This is a genomic window from Pseudomonas bananamidigenes (assembly GCF_001679645.1).
Lineage (GTDB): Bacteria > Pseudomonadota > Gammaproteobacteria > Pseudomonadales > Pseudomonadaceae > Aquipseudomonas > Aquipseudomonas bananamidigenes.
Genome location: NZ_LRUN01000053.1, coordinates 64,739 through 85,641, shown reverse-complemented (window position 1 = coordinate 85,641; position 20,903 = coordinate 64,739). Strand labels below are relative to the sequence as shown.

Genomic DNA, 20,903 nt, shown 5'->3' with positions numbered 1-20,903 from the left:
TAGCGAGGGAACACTGAGCCTCAGCGAAGTGCCGTACGCTGGGGGAAGCCTTTTTGGTTACTTTTTCGGCGTTTGGAAAAAGTGACCCGCCGTAAGGGCGGAACCCTAGGAAGCCGTTACCGCAGCAACGGATATGCTCACAAATCTCAAAACCAAAAAACAACGCCCATTGACCCACCACGAACCCATGCGTAGCCTTGCGCTCTCGAGGTTCTTCGGCCCACGCCGAAGCTAAGAAGGGAACGCGGTCCAAGCCGCGGCTGCCCCCGCAACTGTGAACGGTGCCGTTCGCTGCCACGCCACTGCCAGCTCAATCCAGGAGCCAGCGGGAAGGCGCAGCGAATACCGGGCCAAGGTCCGAACACCGTCAGCCAGGAGACCTGCCTCGTCACAGATTCTCACTTTCAACCGGGCGGGGTGATCCGGTGGCGAACTCTCCAGGCACGCCTGCGCGCTGCCGGCCTCGTCCCGTATGCCCGCCACCTTGCCAAAGGGCATCCGATGAAAACACTGGCCAAACTCCCCGTCACCATCGTCACCGGTTTCCTCGGCTCGGGTAAGACCACCTTGCTGCGGCACATGCTCGACAACGCTCAGGGCCGCCGCATTGCGGTGATCGTCAACGAGTTCGGCGAACTGGGCATCGACGGTGAAATCCTCAAGCAGTGCACCATCGGCTGCACCGAAGAAGAAGCCACCGGTCGCGTTTACGAACTGGCCAACGGCTGCCTGTGCTGCACCGTTCAGGAAGAGTTCTTCCCGGTGATGCGCGAGCTGGTGGCCCGTCGCGGCGACCTCGACCACATCCTGATCGAAACCTCGGGGCTGGCCCTGCCAAAACCGTTGGTGCAGGCCTTTCAGTGGCCGGAAATTCGCAGCGCCTGCACCGTTGATGCGGTGATCACCGTGGTCGACAGCCCGGCCGTGGCCGCCGGCACCTTTGCCGCATTCCCGGATCAGGTCGATGCCCAGCGCAAGCTCGATCCGAACCTGGACCACGAATCGCCACTGCACGAACTGTTCGCCGACCAACTGGCCAGCGCCGACCTGGTGATTCTCAACAAGGCCGACCAGACCAGCCCCGAAGATCTCGCCCGCGTGCGCCTGGAAGTCGCCGAAGAGCTGCCGCCGGCGGTGAAGATCATCGAAGCCAGCAACGGTCGCCTGCCGCTGGACGTGTTGATCGGTCTGGGTGCCGGCGCGGAAGATCACATCGACAGCCGCCACAGCCATCATGATCACCACCACGACGGTGATGACGATCACGACGACCACGATCACGACGCTTTCGACTCGATCTCCATCGAACTGCCGCAAGCCGACGAAAGCCTGCTGCTCGATGCGCTGACGCAGCTTGTGGTCCAGCACAGCATCCTGCGGGTCAAAGGCTTCGCGGCGATCCCGAACAAGCCGATGCGCCTGCTGATTCAGGGCGTGGGCACGCGTTTCGACAAGCACTTCGACCGTCAGTGGGGAGCCGATGAGGCACGTGTGACGCGTCTGGTGTTGATCGGCCAGGAACTGGACGCGGCCAGTCTCGAAGCGCAACTGCGCGCCGCGCTCAGCATTTAAGCCATGCATCTGCTCAGGACCCAGCCCGGCGGTTTCGTGTCGGATGACAACATTGCCGACCTTGGACAAACCCCCGCCGAGCTGGTGATTCTGTGCAGCGGCGACTCCAGTCTCGCGCTGCTCGCCGAGGCCGCACAGCAACTGCCCGAGGATTACCCGAGCCTGCGCCTGGCCAACCCGATGCAGGTGCAGAACCATGCGTCGGTCGACCTGTACGTCGATGAGGTGCTGCGTCACGCCAAGGTCATTCTGATCTCGCTGCACGGCGGCATCGCTTATTGGCGTTATGGCGTCGAGCGGCTGGTCGAATTGTCCGAGCGCGGTGTGCAGGTGATTCTGGTGCCGGGCGATGATCGTCCCGACCCGGAACTCAGCGATTTGAGCACCGTGGGCGCCGAGGATCGCGACCGGCTCTGGCAGTTTCTGCGCCAGGGCGGCATGGGCAACGCGCTGGATTTCTTCCACTGCCTGGCCAATCGCTGGCTGGCGCGGGATTACGAGTGGGGCGAGCCGCAAGCGCTGCCGCGCACGGCGATATACCACCCGAAGAAAAACACCGCCGCACTGAGTGATTGGCAAGCCGATTGGTTGCCCGGTCAAGCGGTGGCGGCGGTGTTGTTTTATCGCTCGCATTTGCAAGCGGCCAACACGGCGTTTATTGACGTGTTCTGCCAACGGTTGCAGGTGGCCGGACTCAATCCGCTGCCGATTGCCGTGGCCAGCCTGAAAGAGCCCGGCTGCCTGTCGGTGGTTGAGGACTGGCTGGATGAAGTCGAAGCAGGGGTGATTCTGAACACCACCGGTTTCGCCCAGTCCAGCCCGGAAGCGCCGCATCTGCGGCCATTCCGTCGGAATATTCCGGTGATCCAGGCCATTTGCGCGCAGGACAACGAACCCGGCTGGCGCGACAGCGAGCAGGGCCTTGGTCCTCGCGATCTGGCGATGCACATTGCCCTGCCGGAACTGGACGGTCGGATCATCAGCCGGCCCATCAGCTTCAAGGACCTGGCCTGGCGCAGTGAGCGCAGTCAGTCCGACGTGGTGTGTTACCGGGCCCAGCCCGAGCGCATGAATTTCGTCGCTGAGCTGGCGCGGCGCTGGGTCGATCTGGCGCGGGTGCCGAACGCTGAAAAGCGTATCGCTCTGGTCCTTGCCAACTATCCGACCCGGGACGGACGCATCGGCAACGGCGTCGGCCTCGACACGCCAGCCGCCGCGCTGAATATCCTTCGGGCGTTGCAGGCTGAGGGTTATCCGCTGCCGGCCGAACTGCCCGACAGCGGCACAGAATTGATCCGGCAACTGCTCGGCGGTGTCAGCAACGACCTCCATACCCTCGATCAGCGTCCGTGTCAGCAAAGTCTGGCGATGGACGATTATCTGGCAATGTTCAACGCGCTGCCCGAAGCCAATCGCGCGGCGGTACTGGAGCGTTGGGGCGCACCACAAAAGGATCCGATGTGCCGTGACGGGCGGATGATGATCGCCGGTCTGCGCTTTGGCCTGACCTTCGTCGGCATTCAACCGGCACGGGGTTATCAGGTCGACCCGAGCGCGGTGTATCACGACCCGGATCTGGTGCCGCCGCACGCGTACCTGGCGTTCTATTTCTGGCTGCGTCAGACCTACGGTGCCCACGGTGTGATTCACGTCGGCAAGCACGGCAACCTCGAATGGCTGCCGGGCAAGGGCGTGGGCCTGTCGGCGAATTGCTGGCCGGATGCATTGCTCGGGCCGCTGCCGAATATCTATCCGTTCATCGTCAATGACCCGGGCGAGGGCGCCCAGGCCAAGCGTCGTACTCAGGCGGTGATCATCGACCACTTGATGCCGCCGCTGACTCGCGCTGAAACCTACGGCCCGTTGCGCAATCTGGAGTTGTTGGCCGACGAGTATTACGAAGCTCAACTGCTCGACCCGCGCCGCGCCCGGGAATTGCAACGCGACATTCTGCAACTGGTGCGTGACACGCAGATCGATCGCGAACTGCAACTCGACGAAGCCCTCGACAGCGATGCCGATGCGGCGATCTGGTTGCCGCGACTGGACACTTATCTGTGTGATCTGAAGGAGTCGCAGATCCGCGATGGCCTGCACATCTTCGGTGAGTCACCGACCGGGCGTTTGCGCATTGATACTTTGCTTGCGCTGCTGCGGATTCCCCGTGGCGATGGCAAAGGTGCGCAATCGAGTCTGTTGCGGGCGTTGGCCAGGGCTTTCGAACTGGGGTTTGATCCGCTGGATTGCGCGTTGGCCGAGCCCTGGACTGGCCCGCGCCCGATGGAACTGCAATCGATTAGCGATGAAGTCTGGCGCACGGCGGGGGATACCCGTGAACGTCTGGAGCTGTTCGCAGCCCATTTGATCAAGCACGCTGTGAGCGATTCCTGTGGGAGCGAGCTTGCTCGCGAAGGCGTCTTGTCTGCCAACACTTCTGGGACTGCCACACCGCAATCGCGAGAAAGCTCGCTCCCACAGGATCATCACTGGTCTGAAGTCGGCGTAATCATCGACCATCTTCGTGAAGTCGTTGCCCCACGCCTCGACGCCTGCGGTCCGGCCGAAATGCGCGGTTTGCTCGATGCTCTGAACGGCCGCTTCGTCCCTGCCGGCCCGAGTGGCGCACCCAGTCGCGGTCGCCTCGACGTGCTGCCCACCGGGCGCAATTTTTATTCCGTAGATGTGCGCAACCTGCCGACCACCACGGCATGGCGCATCGGTTTCCAGTCGACCACGTTGATTCTGGAACGGCACCTGCAGGATCACGGCGATCATCTGCGTCAGCTCGGCCTGTCGGTCTGGGGGACCGCAACCATGCGCACCGGCGGTGACGACATCGCCCAGGCCATGGCACTGATGGGCGTGCGCCCGGTGTGGGCCACAGGCAGTCAGCGGGTCGACGATTTCGAGATTCTGCCGCTGAGCCTGCTCGACCGGCCCCGGGTCGATGTGACGTTGCGGGTTTCCGGCTTCTTCCGTGATGCGTTCGCCAACCTGATTCGTCTGTTCGATGCCGCCGTGCAGGCCGTCGCAGACCTGGACGAACCGGACGACCTCAATCCGCTGGCCGCCAGGGTACGTGCCGAACGGGAGGCCTTGCGGCAGTCCGGGCTGGATGAAGAGGCTGCGCGGCGTCAGGCCGGCTGGCGGATCTTCGGTGCCAAGCCCGGTGCTTACGGCGCGGGCGTGCAGGGCGCCATCGACGGTCGCCTTTGGCAAACCCGCGAGGATCTGGCCGAGGTTTATCTGAACTGGGGCGCCTACGCCTACGGCGGTTCAGATGAAGGCACCGCCGCCCGTGAGCAATTCGTCCAGCGCCTGAGCCAGGTGCAGGCCGTGCTGCATAACCAGGACAACCGCGAGCATGATTTGCTCGACTCCAACGATTATTACCAGTTTCAGGGCGGCATGCTCGCCGCCGTGGAAAGCCTGCGTGGCGAAGCGGCGGCCAGTTATCACGGCGATCACAGCCAGCCGGACCTGCCGAAAATTCGCACCCTGAAAGAAGAGCTGAACCGGGTAATCCGCTCCCGGGCGGCGAATCCGAAATGGATCGACGGCGTCAAACGCCACGGCTACAAAGGCGCGTTTGAACTGGCAGCGACAGTCGACAACCTGTTTGCCTTCGACGCCACCACACAATTGATCGACGATCACCAGTACGCGTTGCTGGCCGACGCCTATCTGCTGGATCCGTCGACCCGGGAATTTGTGCGCGAGCATAATCCTCACGCGCTGCGCGACATGACCGAGCGCATGCTCGAAGCGCAGCAGCGCGGGATGTGGCAGGAGCCGGGGGCCTACAAAGAGGCCCTGGAAAACCTGTTGCTGGATATTGAAGAAGAGAGCTGAACATGACCGACATCCCGCATTTCCCGCTCTGCGCCGTGGTCGGCGCCGACGATCTGAAGCTGGCGCTGTACCTGACCGCCATCGACCCGAAGATCGGCGGCGTGTTGATCGAAGGCCCGCGCGGCATGGCCAAGTCGACCCTGGCCCGGGGCCTGGCGGATCTGCTGGCCAGCGGTCAGTTTGTTACCTTGCCTTTGGGAGCGACCGAAGAGCGGCTGGTCGGCACACTGGATCTGGATGCGGCGCTCAGTGACGGTCGTGCGCAGTTTTCTCCCGGCGTATTGGCCAAGGCTGACGGCGGTGTGCTGTATGTCGATGAAGTGAATCTGCTGCCGGATCATCTGGTGGATCTGCTGCTCGATGTGGCGGCCAGCGGCACCAACCTGATCGAACGCGACGGCATTTCCCATCGGCATTCGGCCAGGTTCGTGCTGATCGGCACCATGAATCCGGAAGAGGGCGAATTGCGTCCGCAACTGCTCGATCGTTTTGGCTTGAACGTTGCCCTGAGTGGCCACACGGCACCGGTCGAGCGCGGGCAGATCATTCGTCGACGACTGGATTTCGACAGCGATCCGCAGGCCTTTTGTGCACAGTGGGAAACCGAACAGCAAGCCCTGCGCGAGCGCTGTGAAAACGCCCGTAATGCCTTGCCAAGCATTCCTCTTGATGATGAAGCCCTGGCGCAGATCACCGAGCGTTGCTTTGCTGCCGGTGTCGATGGCCTGCGCGCCGATCTGGTCTGGCTGCGTGCTGCGCGGGCTCATGCGGCGTGGCGCGGTGCGTCGGCGATTGCGGAACAGGACATCGAGGCCGTGGCTGACTTCGCGCTGCGTCACCGTCGCCGTGAGCAGTCATCAGCCAACACGCAAACACCCGCGCAATCGCCATCCGGCTCCCAGGCCGAGCCGAGTGAAGGGCAGGGCCAGTGGGGCGAAATGTCGGCCCCGGCCCTTGCCACCGGTGCGCGCCGCGCAGTACCTGCCTGGCCAAAAAAGCCCTAGGCATTCGCCCCCGATCCGACGTGGGGGCGAATGCCAGACCCCACGCCGGACGCCTGGACAATGGCCGACAGGGCAAGCGTCATGCCGCCAGCAATGGCTCGGTGAACTGGCCAGGAACGTTACTCAATGGTCGACCGAAAGTGCGTGGGGACCTGTTGTTTCAATTGCGCACCCGGACACCCCATGACCTGTGGCTGGTGATCGTCGATGCCTCGGCTTCGACCCGTCGCCATCAAGCGCTGAGCGATGCCAAGGGGCTGCTGGCGCAGCTGTTCGATGACGCTTACCGGCAACGGGCACGGCTCGCCTTGCTGACCGCCAGCGGTGCGGCACCGAAATGGCAGGTGCAGGGTCTGAAAGCTTCCAGCGGATTGCGAGCATGGCTGGATGAATTGGGGGCGGGCGGCGGCACGCCCCTGTTGGCGGCGCTGACCGAGGCTGAGCAATGGCTGGCGGTGCGCCGCAAGCGATTTCCCGCCGAACAACAACGTCTGCTGCTGCTCACCGATGGACGCCTGAAAGACTGGTCCGGGTTGCCGGCTTTCGAGTGTCCGGGCTTGCTCATCGATATCGAGCGCGGGCCGATCCGGTTGGGTCGGGCCAGACAATTGGCCACTGCCCTGGCCACGGATTACCGTCATATCGACGATTTGTTGCCCATCTGAGGTCTATGCTGCATCCAGCCCATCTCACAAGGAGTGAATCATGCGCGTACTGGTCGCCAACCCTCAGGACGATTTTCGCGTAAAGGCCTACGCCGGCACCAACGGCGTGCTGTTGGCAATGGATCTTGCCGAGCCCCGCCGCAAGGGCCTGCTGGGGTTTGCCATCGAGAAACAGCAGGGCGACAAGCCGTGGCAATTTCTGTTCAACAGCCTGACCTTTCCCGGCAAGGTTCACACCTTCCCGCAGTTTCACGCCACGCCCAGTGATATCGCGCCGCTGCAGAAATTTCGCTGGGCCGATTACGCGGTCAATCCAGGGACGACCATGCATTACCGCGTACATCTGGCCTATGGCACGCCCGATGCGCCGGTGCTGGGGGAATCGCTGGAGCTGAGCATTACCTCGGATGACGGTCACCCGGCCAATCAAAGCGTGATATTCAACCGCGCCGTGGCCGCCAGTCAGGCGTTCCAGCGCAAGTTTCCCGACCTTGACGCGCAGATCAGCGCCAACAAGAACATGCCCATCGAAGCCTGGCCCGACGCTGCACGGCAATGGCTCGAAAACGGTCTGCTCGGGCGCCTGCAGGGGTTCATCGAACGTGCGCCCGATGGCGAATGGGCGCTGGACATCGCGATCTACGAGTACCAACTGCAAGCCATCATCGACACGGTGAACGCTGCATTCGATCGCGGTGTGCAAGTGCGGGTGCTGTATCACGCCAAACCCGGCGACGAAGACACCGCAATGAACGAGGCCAGTCTTGCGAAGCTGCCGCAAACCAGCAAGCGCGGGCGGGTGACCCACGATATTTTCCATGACAAGTTCATTGTCCTGAGTCGTATCGCCGGCGGTGAGCGGCAGCCCCAGGCTGTGTTGTGCGGCAGTACCAACTTCACCGCCAACGGCGTGTACCGCCAGGCCAACGTGGTGCATGTGCTGGATGACACGGCTGTCGCGGCGAGCTATCTGCAGACCTTCGAGCAGGTCTGGGCGACGCCGGCGGATGTCGGCGCCACTCGCGACTGGATCACCCAGCACAATCCGATGAATCCGGCGCAACCGCTGTTTGCCGGGTTCTCGCCGCGCAGTGGCGGTGCCGATCTGCGCGAGTTCGTCGACATCATCAATGCGGCGAAGAAGGACGTGCTGTTCGTCACCGCGTTCACCTTGCCCGACGTCATTCTCAACGCACTGCTCGGTCAGCCCCATGACGACATCCTGCGTTACGGCCTGCAGAACACCGCCAGTCGCATCACCGGATTCCACGCCGACCGCACGGCTGAATTCGCCGCCACCGCGCTGCTCAACACAGGGCTGGAAGGCTGGCTGAAAGAGAACATGAAAGGCCAGAAGGGCAATCTGCTGGTGCACACCAAGGCAATCGTCACCGATTTCACCAGCGACAGCCCGACCATCATCAGCGGCAGCCACAATCTCAGCACAGCAGCCAGCAACGGCAACGACGAGAACTTCCTGATCATCCGCGGCGACACCGAACTGGCGGACCGCTATGGCCTGGAACTGCTGCGTTTCTACGAACACTACCGTTTCCGCTATTTCGCGAAAAAACTCGAGCTGAAACAGGTGCAGCCGCTGGCGGCGGATGACAGCTGGACCAACGACTATTACATCGAAGGGGATCTGCGTCAGCTGTCGCGCCTGCGGTTTGCCGGACGCTAGGGTTTACGCGCCCATCGCCTGACGGTACTGGCGGGTGCGTCGGCTGAGGTACAAACGGTCGCGAATCAGCGCCCAGAGTGCCGAGACTTCGGGATGCGGCTTGCGACCCCGGCTCAGGCGTGCCATCTGGAATCGCACCACGGCCATGTTCGCCAGCGCGGCCAGTGCCTTGCGCTTCCAGCGGATCGGTGGCAGTTGCGGCTCGCTGTGGCGGCCTTCGCGCCAATGTCTGACCAGATCCGGTTCGATCGCCAGAGCCGTGGCAATGCCCGCCATGGCGATGCCGCTGTCGAGTACCTGCTCGACGATGGGCAGGCGCCGGATGCCGCCGGTGACCATCACCGGCATGTGCGCCACGCTGGCCAGTTCGCTGGCCATCTCCAGAAAGAACGCCTCCCGGGCCAGGGTACGCCCGTCACGGGCTTCGCCCTGCATGGCCGGAGCTTCATAGCTGCCGCCGGACAGTTCCAGCAAATCGATGGGCTGTTCGTTGAGCCATTCGATCACCTGGCGGGCATCGTCCGTGTCGAAACCGCCGCGCTGGAAATCCGCCGAATTGAGCTTCACTGCCACGCAGAACTGTGGTGAAACGGCCTGACGCACAGCCTCGATCACCGACAGTAGCAGACGTGCACGATTTTCCAGCGAACCGCCCCAGCGGTCGGTGCGGCGATTGGTCAGCGGCGACAGAAACTGGCTGAGCAGATAGCCGTGGGCCGCGTGGATCTGCACGCCGGTGAAACCGGCTTTCTCGGCCAGTGCGGCGCTTCTGGCGAAACGTTGAATGACTTCTTCAATATCGTCTTCGGTCATCGGTCTGGGTTCGGCGAACAGTTTCGAGAACGAGCCCATTTCCAGCGCCACTGCCGACGGCGCCAGCGCTTGCTGGCCCATATTGGCGAAGGTCTGGCGGCCAGGATGATTGAGTTGCACCCAGACCTGCGCGCCGCCACTGCGGGCGATTTCGGCCCATTGGCGGAAACGCTCCAGATGTCGCTCGTCTTCCAGGACCACGCCGCCTGGGCCGGTCATGGCCCGACGGTCAATCATCACGTTGCCGGTCAGCAGCAGGCCGGCGCCGCCATCGGCCCAGGCCTGGTACAAACGGAACAGTTCGCGGGACGGTGCCTGATCACGATCCGCGAGGTTTTCTTCCATGGCGGCTTTGGCGATGCGGTTGCCGACGGTCTGACCGTTGGGCAGTTTCAAAATCTGGAAGGGCGACATTGCTTGACTCCTCATCAGTGATGGGGAGAGGCTAAGCTTAAAGTCAACTTTAATGTCAAGCGGGCAAATCGAGGCCGAAATGAAAATTGGTGAACTGGCGCAACAGAGCGGGCTGAGCGCTTCGAGCATTCGCTTTTATGAGGCTCAGGGCCTGATTCCCAAAGTGGAACGGCTGGGCAATGGCTATCGGCGTTACCCGCCGCAAGTGCTGCAAACTCTCAACATCATCCGCAGTGCCCAGCAGGCCGGGTTTTCCCTTGAAGAACTCAAGCAGCTGTTGCCACTCGCAGGGACCGGAGAGTTCAAGCACGATGAACTGGTGGAGGGGCTCACGCGCAAGGTACAACAGATCGAAGTCATGCAGCAGCATCTGGCCCGGAGCAAGGCACGGTTGCTGGAGGTCATCGACAACATTCAATCGAAACCGGAAGGCATGAGTTGCGGTGCCAATGCCGAACGGGTCCTGGCCGCGATCTACCCGGAATCCTGAGCGAGGCTGAAGGCGTACAGATTTTGAAATGATTTCCAGCTGTAGGAAAAGTCATCAGAGCTTGTACGCTTCAAGACCCTTTTCCATTCAGGATTTTCATGAACACTCTCTCGGAGCCTCCCGGTTCGACTCAAAGAACCACGTTCCCCTCGCGCCATGGCGCGGTCTTGACGCACTCGCAGCATCCGGTTTTCCGACTCCCGACTATCGTTGATGGCGCAGCCTCCGAGCTTTCGCGCCGCACTTTGCCGTGTCCGGCAGCCTGAATTCACTGAAGAGAGAAGAGACTGATTATGGAATGGTTAGCGGATCCCACGGCGTGGCTGGGCTTGTTGACACTGATCGTGCTGGAGTTGGTGCTGGGTATCGACAACCTGGTGTTCATCGCGATTCTGGCGGACAAGCTGCCGCCGTATCAGCGCGACCGCGCACGCATCATCGGCCTGAGCCTGGCGCTGATCATGCGTCTTGGCTTGCTGGCGAGCATTTCCTGGCTGGTTACGCTCACGCAGCCGTTGTTCGAGGTGTTCGGCAAAAGCTTCTCCGGCCGTGACCTGATCATGCTGTTCGGTGGTGTGTTCCTGTTGTTCAAGGCGACCATGGAACTGCACGAGCGGCTTGAGGGCCATGTCGGCGAACGCTCGACCAGTACCGCCTATGCACTGTTCTGGCCCATCGTTGCGCAGATCGTCGTGCTCGATGCGGTGTTCTCCCTGGATGCGGTGATTACAGCCGTGGGCATGGTCGATGAACTGGCCGTGATGATGATCGCGGTGGTGGTGTCCATTGGTGTCATGATCGTGGCCAGCAAGCCGTTGACTCGTTTCGTCAACGCGCACCCGACGGTGATCATGCTGTGTCTGGGTTTCCTGATGATGATCGGTTTTGCCCTGACTGCCGAAGGCCTGGGCTTCCACATCCCGAAAGGCTATCTGTACGCGGCCATTGGTTTCTCGATCCTGATCGAGGTTTTCAACCAGATCGCCCGGGCCCGTCGCAAGCGTTCGATGCAGGGCCTGCGCCCGATGCGTGAGCGTACGGCTCACGCGGTGATGCGTCTGTTGGGTGGCCGCAAACTGGCGGTAGAAGAGGTGGGTGAGGACATTTCCGACCTGCTGGATGATGGCGAAGCGCCGAGTACCGAGCTGTTCGACCGTCGCGAGCGGGTGATGATCAGCGGCGTGTTGCAACTGGCCGAACGACCGATCCGTACCTTGATGACGGTTCGTGCCGACGTTGATTACGTAGATCTGGCGGACGGTGCGCAAGCCATTCGTACGCGACTGATGCATTCGTCCTACTCGCGTCTGCCGCTGATTCGCAACGGTGCGGTGGATGAACCGTTGGGTTTCGTCCACAAGAAGGAATTGCTCAAGGAGTATCTGGCCGGCAACGAACCCGACCTTGAGCATCTGGCCCGCAAGACGCTGAACCTGCTCGACAGCTATTCGATCCTCAATGCGCTGGAGCAGATGCGGGCGGCATCGACCCACATCGCTTTCGTGGTGAACGAGTTCGGTGACTTTGTCGGTGTGTTGACCATGACCGACATCCTCGAGTCGATTGCCGGTGAGTTGCCGGACGCCAGCGAAATCGCCGGCCCGGACGTGGTCGAAGAGCAGGGCGGGTTTGTGGTGAATGGTGCGTTGAACCTGACGCGGATTCGCCAGCGCACCGGTTTCGTTGCCGAACCGACCGAGGATTACCAGACCCTTGCCGGGCTGGTGATGAGCCTGCTGGATCGGCTGCCGATGAAGGGTGATCGTCTGGAGCATGCCGGCTGGGGCATGACCGTGATGGCGGTCGAGGAGCGGCGGGTGACACGAGTGTTGCTCAAACGTGAGGCCTGACGGCCTCACTGATGAAAGGTATACCGGTCTTTCCCGGCGTGCTTTGACTCGTACAACGCTTCATCAGCCTTGATCAGCGCCTGGTTGAGGGTGTCGCCGTCCTCGACCCGGGCCACACCGATGCTGATGGTCACCGGGTGTCGGGTGGTCTGCTCACGCACCACCCGGCACAACTCACCGGCCAATGTCTCGACGTCCTCGCGGCGCACGCCGGCCAGATAAATCGCAAACTCCTCGCCCCCCAGTCGCGCGTACTCGAATGGCGCCATCACGGCTTTGATGTCCGCCGCGATCCGCTTGAGCACTTCATCGCCGATGTCGTGGCCGTAAACATCATTCACTTTCTTGAAGTTGTCGATGTCGATCATCGCCAGGTAATGGTCTTGCTCGCGGGGTGATGCCTGCAGGCTTTTTTCGGCGCGGGTCATGAACGAGCGACGGTTGGGGATTTCCGTCAGGGTGTCGTTGTAGGCCTGATCCAGCAACAGTCTGGACATGATGTAGTTGTAGAGCTTGGTCTCGCGCAGTTTCAAAAACGTATAGATCGTCAGCGCACAGAGAAACACGCTGTAGGCGATGGTCATGACGCCTTTGAGCTCCAGCAGGCTGATCCCGGTGCCCATGAACGGGTTGAGCATCAGCCAGGTGACGGCCTGCGCCGCGAAGAACGACCAGCGACTGAGGGGCAGCACGGAGGCGCTGTAGAGTGTGGTGGCGGCAGCGAGTACCAGCCAGATGCCATGAAAGGTCGGCGGTAAACCGTCGATCACCATCCGTATGCCCAGGGTGATGAGAAATACGAACGTCAGGTTCAGCCAGTCGAAATGACGGGCCTTGCGCGTGAACAGCAGCACCACGGCGAGCACCGCGAACGCTGCGATGAACACCATCGAGCGCCAGGTGAAATCCTGATCCCCGAGGAAACTGACGATCAGGTCGAAGGCCAGCCAGATGCCCATGCTGGCCAGATAGATCAGCAGACAGAACGAATGCAGCCGTTCGAACTCATGCTGGATGAACTCGTCCCACAGCTCGGCGGGTGCGGTTCGCTTCAGGACTTCGTCTTCAATGGTTTTGTACATTGCTGCCCGAATGCTTGCGCTGGTTGTCGAGAATCACCTGGCCCCACGGCCGGTATCGCAGGGAAAACACGGCGCTTTGATGACAACCGGTTGCGGTGTCATCCGGGCGGGCCGGTTCTGCACGGAACGCCTCGCCCTCGCGGCTGACCTGGCGGAACGCTTCGCGCACGATACCGACGGAGCAGGGCAGTGCGCTGGAGTAGCCGTTTCGCACCAGCGGCGGCAGGCGCCCGGTACCGGCGCCGTCCTGCCACCAGACGTGTGCGCCGGCTGCGGTCAGATCCCCCAGCCATTGGGCGTTGACCGTCGGTGCAAGTTTTCCGGCACTGAAGGCGCTGACATGCAACGGGGCATCGAGTTTGGCCGCGAAGTCTTGCAGCTGTCGCTGTAACGTTGCCCGCCGGTCGGCTGCCAAAAAGTGCAAATCATCCAGTTCCAGCGGCAGATACCAGCCGCTGACCGGCAGGTTCCATTCCTGGCGCAGCTTCTGTTGCTGCGCCAGCGACTGCCCCAGTTGCGCCTGCCAGTAGGCGCCGAGGCCGGCACTGTCCAGTTCATCAATGCGTTTGTAGTACGCCGGGTCCATCGACAGCCCCAGCACCAGTTGCAGGCCTTGCTGTCGGGCGAGTTTCAGGCTGTCGGCGAGCCAGCCGTTGGCGCCGCCGAAGTCCGAATCGCCGTAAGCCGTCCATTGCACGATGACTGTCCGCGCACCTTGCCGGGCGGTGTCCTGCCAGACTTTCTGCCACTGCGCCTGGGTCAGGCCAGCATCGACATTCAGCGGTTGATAGAACACCCGCTCATCGGCCCGCACGAGCGTGGCACCCAACACCAGGCAGAACAACAATATCCAACGAGCCATCAGAAATTCCACTCCACGCCCAGCAGCACACCGTTGCCGCCTTCATACAAGTTGCCGCCCAGCGACTGTTGATACTCGGTGCGTACCGTCAATTTCGAGCGGTAGGCGTTGTAGCGGTCCTCGTCGTACCACCATTGCCAGCGCAGCCCGACACCGGTACGCAGATCCTGCCGCCAGTCATTGCTCGGGTCCTGGCTGGCAAACTCAAGGAAGCCGTAAGGCATGATGGTCTGGGCGCCGCTGTCCGGCAGCTTCCAGGCGTGCCCCTGCTGGAACCGCGACAGCCACTGATGATCGCCGGCCTTCGTCCACCAGGCGGCATCGAGGTAGAGGAAGCGTTCGTCCCAGTCGTTTTCGTCAACGCGCCAGTCGTTACGGTACTTGCCCTGATCGAGAAACGAAGCCGTGGCGCGCAGCAGGTAGTCCGTGGTGGTGTGACCATCCTTGCGGTGGTCGTTGATCTGATCGAGCAATTTCTCCGGCACCAGCATCTGGCCGAGGCTCAGGCTGTGGTTGTCGTCATCGCTGAACTGGCTCTGCTTGTAGATTTCACCGTAGAAGTTGATGTTCTGCGTGCCCCAAGGCTTGTAGCGCAGGCCGACACCGGCGGCGAGGGATTCGGCGTAACTGGAGCGTCCCTGGCCACCGAGCAGGACCCGGCCATACACCGACAGCGTGCTGCCGGCCCGGCTCGGTTCTTCGCCGAGGGCGTGATCCCACATCGCCAGTTGCACGTTCTGCGAGTCGGCATGGCGGCGCGAGCCTTTGCTTTCGTCCGGTCGCACGAAGTCATTGGTCGATACCCCGGCCGGTGACCAGGTGCTGGCGATTGTCCGGCTGTCGCGACGGGAGAGGGCTTCATGGGCACGGCGCTGGCGGTAACGCCTGGCTTCCATGCTGCCATCCTCGTCGTCGGCGGCCACCGGGTTCTGTTCCAGGTCGATTACCCGGCGTAACTCCTTGCGGGCAGACGCACTGTCTTCCACTTCGTCATACCGCCAGGCCAAGGTTTCGCCGAGTCGGTAATCCTCGGGGAAGTCGCGGGTGGCCTGTTGCAGATAGGGGATTGCGGTGGCGCGTTCTTCGCCAGTTTCGGCGCCGGCCAGACGCATGCCGTAGTCCGCGCGGTAACGCGGGTTGTTCGGGTCGCGGCGTACCGCTTCGGCCAGCCATGCGGTGCTTTGCGGCAGATTCCCGGCTTTTTGCGCAGTGACCGACGCCGCGTAGAAATGCCCGGCGTCCGGTGCTTTTTGTAACGCCTGGCGCTGACGCTCCATTGCCAGGGCATGTTCGCCACGTGCGTCGGCGATGGCTGCACCCAGAGCCCATTCATTGGCTCCCCGAGTGGTGCTCTGCTGCCAGTAATGTTCGGCGGTCTGACTGTCACCGGCATTCAGCGCACTGCGGCTGGCGGTAAGGCAGGCGTTGTCGCTCAGTTCTGTTGTCGGAATGCTGCGCCAGATGGCCAGTGCGCCAGCGGAATCACCGGCGGATTCCAGAGCGTAGGCCAATGGCAGACGAGCGCTGCGGTCACCGAGTTTTTCCGCTTGCCGGTAATACACAACGGCCTCGCCCGGTCGGTCCGGCATCGCGCAGCGACCCAACGCGCGGTAATCGCCGGCAACCTGCGGGTGGTTGCCGATGGCTTGCTGAACGGCGTCGCACTGGCCGTTTTCCGCGAGCTGCGCAAGCAACTGACCACGGGTGGCGCCGTCGACACGGCTGATCAGCAGGGCCATTCGTCGTTGCTGTTGCGGCGTCGTGGGTTTCGAAGCGGCATAAAACCCGGCCAGCCGTTGGAGTGCAGTGACAGGCAGGCGCCCTTGATGCCGGTCGAAGGCGGTTTCCAGCAGTTGTTGCGCAGGGGCGCGATCGCCGTTGTTGACCGCCAGGAAGGTGGCCTGATCCAGCGAGTTCAGGTTGCCGGTCTGCCGGTAGTGAAGTTCCCATAAGGTCTGCGCTTCCGTCATGCGGCCCATGCGTTGCGACAGTTCCGCCCGGCGTTTGACGATTTCAGGCGTTTGCGTCTGGCCGGCCAGCCAGGCGTCGACCTTGTCGCTGCGCCCCTGATCCTGCCAGACATCCAGCAGTTGCGCCTGGCGGCGACTTTCCCACGGCTGCGGCAGCCGCGTGCTTTGCAACAGGTCGATGGCTTGCAGGCGCTGGGCGAGTATCAGCCAGGTTTGCGGGTCGTCGTCAGGCGTGCAGCTGCGAAATTGCTTGAGTGCTGCTTCCGGATCATGGCGCGACAACCATTCGGTGGTTTCCAGGCAAGGACGCTGCAGGTCATTGCTCAAGCGCTGCACGGTCGGCACGTCTTCGGTCTTGCGTGCCAGTTCCCACAAGCGCTGGCGTTGCGCCGGGTCGGCCAGGTCGGAGTCCGGCAACGACTGAATCCAGCGTTGTGCCTGCTGCTCATGACCCATGGCGATGGCGCGGTCGACCATTGCCAGACGGATCTTGCGTGCAGCCTCTGGACTCGGGGCCTGTTGCAGCAGTTGTTGCAGCGGTTTCTCGTCGAGACGCTGCACGTAAGCGTTGGCCAGACGTTGCCAGCCTTCGGCATCCAGCTGTTTGCGGGCAGCGAGCGGTGCGAGCTGATCGATGGTGCCGCTCCAGTCGCGCAGTTGCTCCGACCAGTTGGCCCGTGCCAGGCGCAGGATATTGTCGTCGCCCTTGGGCGACAGTTGCGCCAGCCAGTCATGGGCCCTGGCTGCGCCGCCAAACTTGGCCAGGCTAAGGCTGTAGGCCTGCCAGAGGCGCACGCGGTCATTCAGGTTGCTGGTGGCCATCCAGCTTTCAACCTGAGTGCTGGTGGGAGGATCCTGCTCGATCCAGGTCAGGCGCAGGTCAAGAAGGGCGTCGCTGTTGGTCGGCAATGCCTGCATGGCATCCTTGTAGCGGCGTTGTTTGGCCAGCGACTCGACCAGCAGCGCTCGGGCCTCGTCGTTTTTCGGGACCTTTTCCAGCAGGTGGCGCATCAGGCGCTCGACTTCTTTCCAGTTGCCCTTTTTTGCTTCGCGGTAACTGCGGTCCATGTAGGGATAGCTGCGAAACTGTTCAAAGTCGCTCAGCGGCGCAGCCTGCAGCGGGTAAGCCGTGCTCAGGCCCAGCAGCAGGCTGCCCATCAGCAAGGTGTGACGATGCACAGGCTTCATGCGACCTCCCGGACAATGCGGTAGGCGGCTTGCTGTTCACTGGCCTGGTCGGCCAGGGCCTGTTGCAGAATTTCCTGAGTAATCATGCCCCGGGAAATCAGGTGTTCGCCGAGCGACATCTGTTCGGCGTCGAAGTCGATCAGCGCCTGGTTGAAAAGGGTCGGCGGCACCATGCCGCGCACCTGCAACAGATTACCCAGCAGCACCTGATGGCGGCTGACCCGCTCCAGCAGGTTTTCATCGTCCTGATGGCGCTCAAGCACTTCGAGCATATGACGCACTTCCTCATTCTGACGGGGACTCGCATACCAGTAGCGAATACCCAATGTCACGCGGCCCTGCGGTGCCAGACGGCTACGCACCGGGCGTTTCAGTTGACGGCTGATGGCGCCGAGCGAGACCTGGCTGACCGGACCTTCGGAAGCAAGAATCAGGGTCTCGCCTTCTTCGGCAACCGGCAGTACGCCGTAGTGCGATGCGACCCGGCGTGGCACGGCATCGATCAAACGTTTGTCGAGTTTGAAAGGGTTGAGCGGTGCCCATTCCAGATCCAGCTGTTCGGCCAGAGCCTGTACGAGCTGCGTGCTGTCGATGTATTCGCGCAGCAGCAATTCGCGCCCCAGACGACGGCGCACCGGGCTGGTGATCGCCGCTTCGAGCTGTTCTTCGGTGAGCAGGCCTTTTTCCACCAGCCGATGGCCCAGCGGGGTCCGCTGCGCCTTGGTCAGCGCCGGAAATTCGTGGGTGGTCTTGTCCCAGGCCACGCGGCGCGAATCGCCCATTTCCATGACCTGGCGCAGGGCGCGCAGGTTGGCGAAGAAGTTGACGAAGTTGCTCCACATCATCCGCGGCGCGGACAACAGGCCTTCGATCAGTCCGTAATAACGGGTCACGAACCAGCCACGCTGGAACAGACGGTTGAACAGCATCAGCCCGTTGAGCCACAGCAGCGCCGAAAGCAACGAGCTGTCGGCGAGGATCGACGGATAACGCCATGACTCGGGAGAGATCACCGTGACTGCCCACATCGCCAGCAGCACCAGGAACAGCAGGTTGACCATAAAGCTCAGCAGGTAGGCGATCAAGCCGCGACGGTCGCGCCACAGGAAGTAATTGAGCAGGCCCTTGCGGCTCCAGCCGAGGTTCTTGGTACCTTGAAACACGATGCCGACGATCCACCGCGACTTCTGTCGGATCGCATGTTGCAAATCCCTCGGGAAGTGTTCACGCACGCAGATCACCTGTGAGAACTCGCGGTTCATCCCGAACACCCACGGTTGTTCCAGTGCCAGTTTCGGATCGCTGACCGAGTAGCGGGCAAAGATGCATTTCATGCCTTTCTGCTTGAGGCGGAAACCGATGTCGTAGTCTTCGGTAAGACTCTGTACGTCAAAGGCAATGCCGTCGCCGTCCTCCAGCAGCGCACTGATGGCCTTGCGACTGAAGCAGGTACCGACCCCGGCACTCGGCACCTGCCCGGTGAGTGCTTCGCGGACGATGACGTCCTTGCCGTGGTTTTCGGCGAATTCATCCACATAGTGCCCGGCGGTGAAGCCCTTCCACTCCGGTGCATAGGGGTAGACCGGAATCTGGATCAGGTCCTTGTTCGGTAGCAGGTAGTTGTAGAGGCGCAACTCCATCGGGGAAATCACGTCTTCGGCGTCATGCAGGATGAACCCGGCGAACTCGATTTTCGCCTCGCTTTCGAAGCGCAGGATCGCGTCGATGATGTTGTTCAGGCAGTCGGCCTTGCTGGTCGGGCCGGGGCGGGCGCAGACCACTTTGTGCACGTTGGGGTAGTGCTGGCAGACCGCATCGACGTCGGCCTGGGTTTCGGCGTCGTTGGGATAGGTGCCGACGAAGATCTGATAGTTCTCATAGTCGATGGTCGAGGCGGCCAGCCGCGCCATTTCGCCGACCACACCGACTTCGTTCCACGCCGGCACCATGATTGCCAGGGGCTTTTCGGGAATCGAATACAGGCGTTCCTCGTCGGCACGCTTGAATTTTTCGTAGATGCGCCAACGGCGGATGAACTTGCGGCCCCAGTACACCAGATCGATGAAAAGGTCATCGAGACCAAGGATGAACATCAGCAGGGCGAGGATAATCGCCACATATTTCAAACCGAACAGCACATACGCAAAGAAGTCGACCCAACCCAGGCTCATACGCCGTTACCCGCCGCCGAGCGTGCGCTCAGCCAGGCGTGGAGGCGAGTGGCGATGCGTTCGCTGGCGTGGCCGTCACCGTACGGACTGTGGACACGGCTCATGCGTTTGTAGGTTGCCTCATCATCGAGCAACTGGCTGGCCTCCTTGACGATCTTCGCGGTGTCGGTGCCCACCAGCAACACGGTGCCGCCTTCAAGTACGGAGGGGCGCTCGGTGACGTCACGCAAGACCAGCAGCGGCTTGCCGATGGCCGGGGCTTCTTCCTGGACGCCGCCGGAGTCGGTCAGGATGAAGTGTGCACGGCCCATCAGCCAGACGAAGTTCGGGTAATCCTGAGGAGCGACCAGATAAATGTTGGGCTTGTCGGCGAGCATGCCGTACACCGCGCTTTGCACCTGTGGGTTGAGGTGCACCGGATAGACAAATTGCACATCCGGATAGCGCAGGGCGAGATCGGCCAGGGCCTGGCAGATGTTCTGGAAACCGTCGCCGAGGTTTTCCCGGCGATGACCCGTGATCAATACCATGCGACGGCTGTCGTCGAGCTCCGACAAGGGGGAATCGGCCGCCGGACGCCACTGGCTCTGCTGCTGGTGCGTGCGCATCCACAGCAGCGCATCGATCACGGTGTTGCCAGTGATTTCGATGTTGTCCTGCGGTACGCCTTCGCGCAGCAGGTTGGCTTCGGCCTTGCCGGTTGGCGGGAAGTGCAGGTCAGCGATCACGCCGGTCAGGCGCCGGTTGGCTTCTTCCGGCCAGGGCGCGCGCAGGTTGCCCGTGCGCAAGCCGGCCTCGACATGGCCGATGGGCAACTGGCGATTGAAGGCGGCGAGGGCGGCGATGAAGCTGGTGGTGGTATCGCCGTGTACCAGCACGATGTCCGGTTTGACCCTTTCGTATGCCTGATCGAGTTGTGCAAGAAGATGTTGCGAGAGACCGTTGAGGGTCTGGCCCTGCGTCATGACTTGAAGGTCTTCATCGACGGTCAGTTCGAACGCGTCAAGCACCTGTTTGAGCATCTCCCGATGCTGGCCGGTGGAGCAGATGTTGAGTTTGATATCGGGCCACTGACGCAGAACCCGGGCCAAAGGGGCCATTTTGATGGCCTCCGGGCGAGTACCGAAAACCATCATGACATTAAAGGACATTGACCCCTCCTGGGACGAAGCAAGGCCGTGGCCAACAGGCCACCAGCACCTATCTCTTTCTGAGAAATAAAGAAAAGCAGCCGGACGGGAGCTTGTCCAATCCGGCCTCGAGGCTAGTTGTTACAGATCAATTGG

Annotated in this window: 13 protein-coding genes and 1 riboswitch; of the genes, 7 read left to right on the top strand and 6 right to left on the bottom strand. The window is 61.9% G+C overall.

The window, feature by feature from the left end; translation table 11 throughout:
* Positions 1–191: 191 nt before the first annotated feature.
* A riboswitch (cobalamin riboswitch) is annotated at positions 192–402 on the top strand.
* A gap of 99 nt (positions 403–501) precedes the next feature.
* From cobW to BBF94_RS19165, 5 genes are read left to right on the top strand one after another with little or no spacing between them, the layout of a single operon-like run.
* Entirely contained in the window at positions 502–1,572 is a 1,071-nt protein-coding gene (gene cobW / locus BBF94_RS19185) for a cobalamin biosynthesis protein CobW (protein WP_065260545.1), read from the top strand.
* A gap of 3 nt (positions 1,573–1,575) precedes the next feature.
* Entirely contained in the window at positions 1,576–5,424 is a 3,849-nt protein-coding gene (cobN, locus tag BBF94_RS19180) for a cobaltochelatase subunit CobN (protein WP_065260544.1), read from the top strand.
* 2 nt (positions 5,425–5,426) lie between these two features.
* Positions 5,427–6,428 carry an ATP-binding protein gene (locus tag BBF94_RS19175; RefSeq protein ID WP_065260543.1) on the top strand — a complete coding sequence of 334 codons (1,002 nt, stop codon included), beginning with the start codon at positions 5,427–5,429 and terminating at the stop codon, positions 6,426–6,428.
* A gap of 20 nt (positions 6,429–6,448) precedes the next feature.
* Positions 6,449–7,093, top strand: a complete 645-nt coding sequence (locus BBF94_RS19170) for a vWA domain-containing protein (RefSeq protein ID WP_141676602.1) — start codon at positions 6,449–6,451, stop codon at positions 7,091–7,093.
* 40 nt (positions 7,094–7,133) lie between these two features.
* Positions 7,134–8,777 (top strand): phospholipase D-like domain-containing protein, encoded by a 1,644-nt coding sequence (locus BBF94_RS19165; RefSeq protein ID WP_065260542.1) that lies wholly within the window; start codon positions 7,134–7,136, stop codon positions 8,775–8,777.
* A gap of 3 nt (positions 8,778–8,780) precedes the next feature.
* On the opposite strand, the gene BBF94_RS19160 is transcribed toward BBF94_RS19165, so the two are convergent.
* Complete coding sequence (locus BBF94_RS19160; RefSeq protein WP_065260541.1) at positions 8,781–10,004, bottom strand: NADH:flavin oxidoreductase/NADH oxidase family protein; 1,224 nt, start codon at positions 10,002–10,004, stop codon at positions 8,781–8,783.
* A 79-nt stretch (positions 10,005–10,083) separates the two neighbouring features.
* Between BBF94_RS19160 and BBF94_RS19155 the strand changes: the two genes are divergently transcribed.
* Together BBF94_RS19155 and BBF94_RS19150 are read left to right on the top strand one after the other, a co-directional pair.
* Positions 10,084–10,494, top strand: coding sequence for a MerR family transcriptional regulator (locus BBF94_RS19155; RefSeq protein ID WP_065260540.1), 411 nt, complete (start codon positions 10,084–10,086; stop codon positions 10,492–10,494).
* 293 nt (positions 10,495–10,787) lie between these two features.
* Positions 10,788–12,344 (top strand): TerC family protein, encoded by a 1,557-nt coding sequence (locus BBF94_RS19150; protein ID WP_065260539.1) that lies wholly within the window; start codon positions 10,788–10,790, stop codon positions 12,342–12,344.
* A 5-nt stretch (positions 12,345–12,349) separates the two neighbouring features.
* Here BBF94_RS19150 and BBF94_RS19145 read toward each other — a convergent pair whose 3' ends face one another.
* Genes BBF94_RS19145 through wecB form a run of 5 tightly spaced genes read right to left on the bottom strand, consistent with a single transcriptional unit; the run spans position 12,350 to position 20,768 of the window.
* Entirely contained in the window at positions 12,350–13,426 is a 1,077-nt protein-coding gene (locus tag BBF94_RS19145) for a GGDEF domain-containing protein (RefSeq protein ID WP_065260538.1), read from the bottom strand.
* Entirely contained in the window at positions 13,410–14,288 is an 879-nt protein-coding gene (locus BBF94_RS19140) for a DUF4434 family protein (RefSeq protein ID WP_065260537.1), read from the bottom strand. The genes BBF94_RS19145 and BBF94_RS19140 overlap by 17 nt, the downstream gene beginning before the upstream one ends.
* Complete coding sequence (locus BBF94_RS19135; RefSeq protein WP_065260536.1) at positions 14,288–17,446, bottom strand: NfrA family protein; 3,159 nt, start codon at positions 17,444–17,446, stop codon at positions 14,288–14,290. Before BBF94_RS19135 ends, BBF94_RS19140 begins: the two co-directional genes overlap by 1 nt.
* The gene (gene nfrB, locus BBF94_RS19130; protein WP_065260535.1) at positions 17,443–19,617 is read right to left on the bottom strand and encodes a cyclic di-3',5'-guanylate-activated glycosyltransferase NfrB; all 2,175 of its coding nucleotides are present in this window, start codon (positions 19,615–19,617) and stop codon (positions 17,443–17,445) included. The genes BBF94_RS19135 and nfrB overlap by 4 nt, the downstream gene beginning before the upstream one ends.
* Positions 19,614–20,768 carry a non-hydrolyzing UDP-N-acetylglucosamine 2-epimerase gene (wecB, locus tag BBF94_RS19125; RefSeq protein WP_065260534.1) on the bottom strand — a complete coding sequence of 385 codons (1,155 nt, stop codon included), beginning with the start codon at positions 20,766–20,768 and terminating at the stop codon, positions 19,614–19,616. Before wecB ends, nfrB begins: the two co-directional genes overlap by 4 nt.
* Between the last annotated feature and the right edge of the window lie 135 nt (positions 20,769–20,903).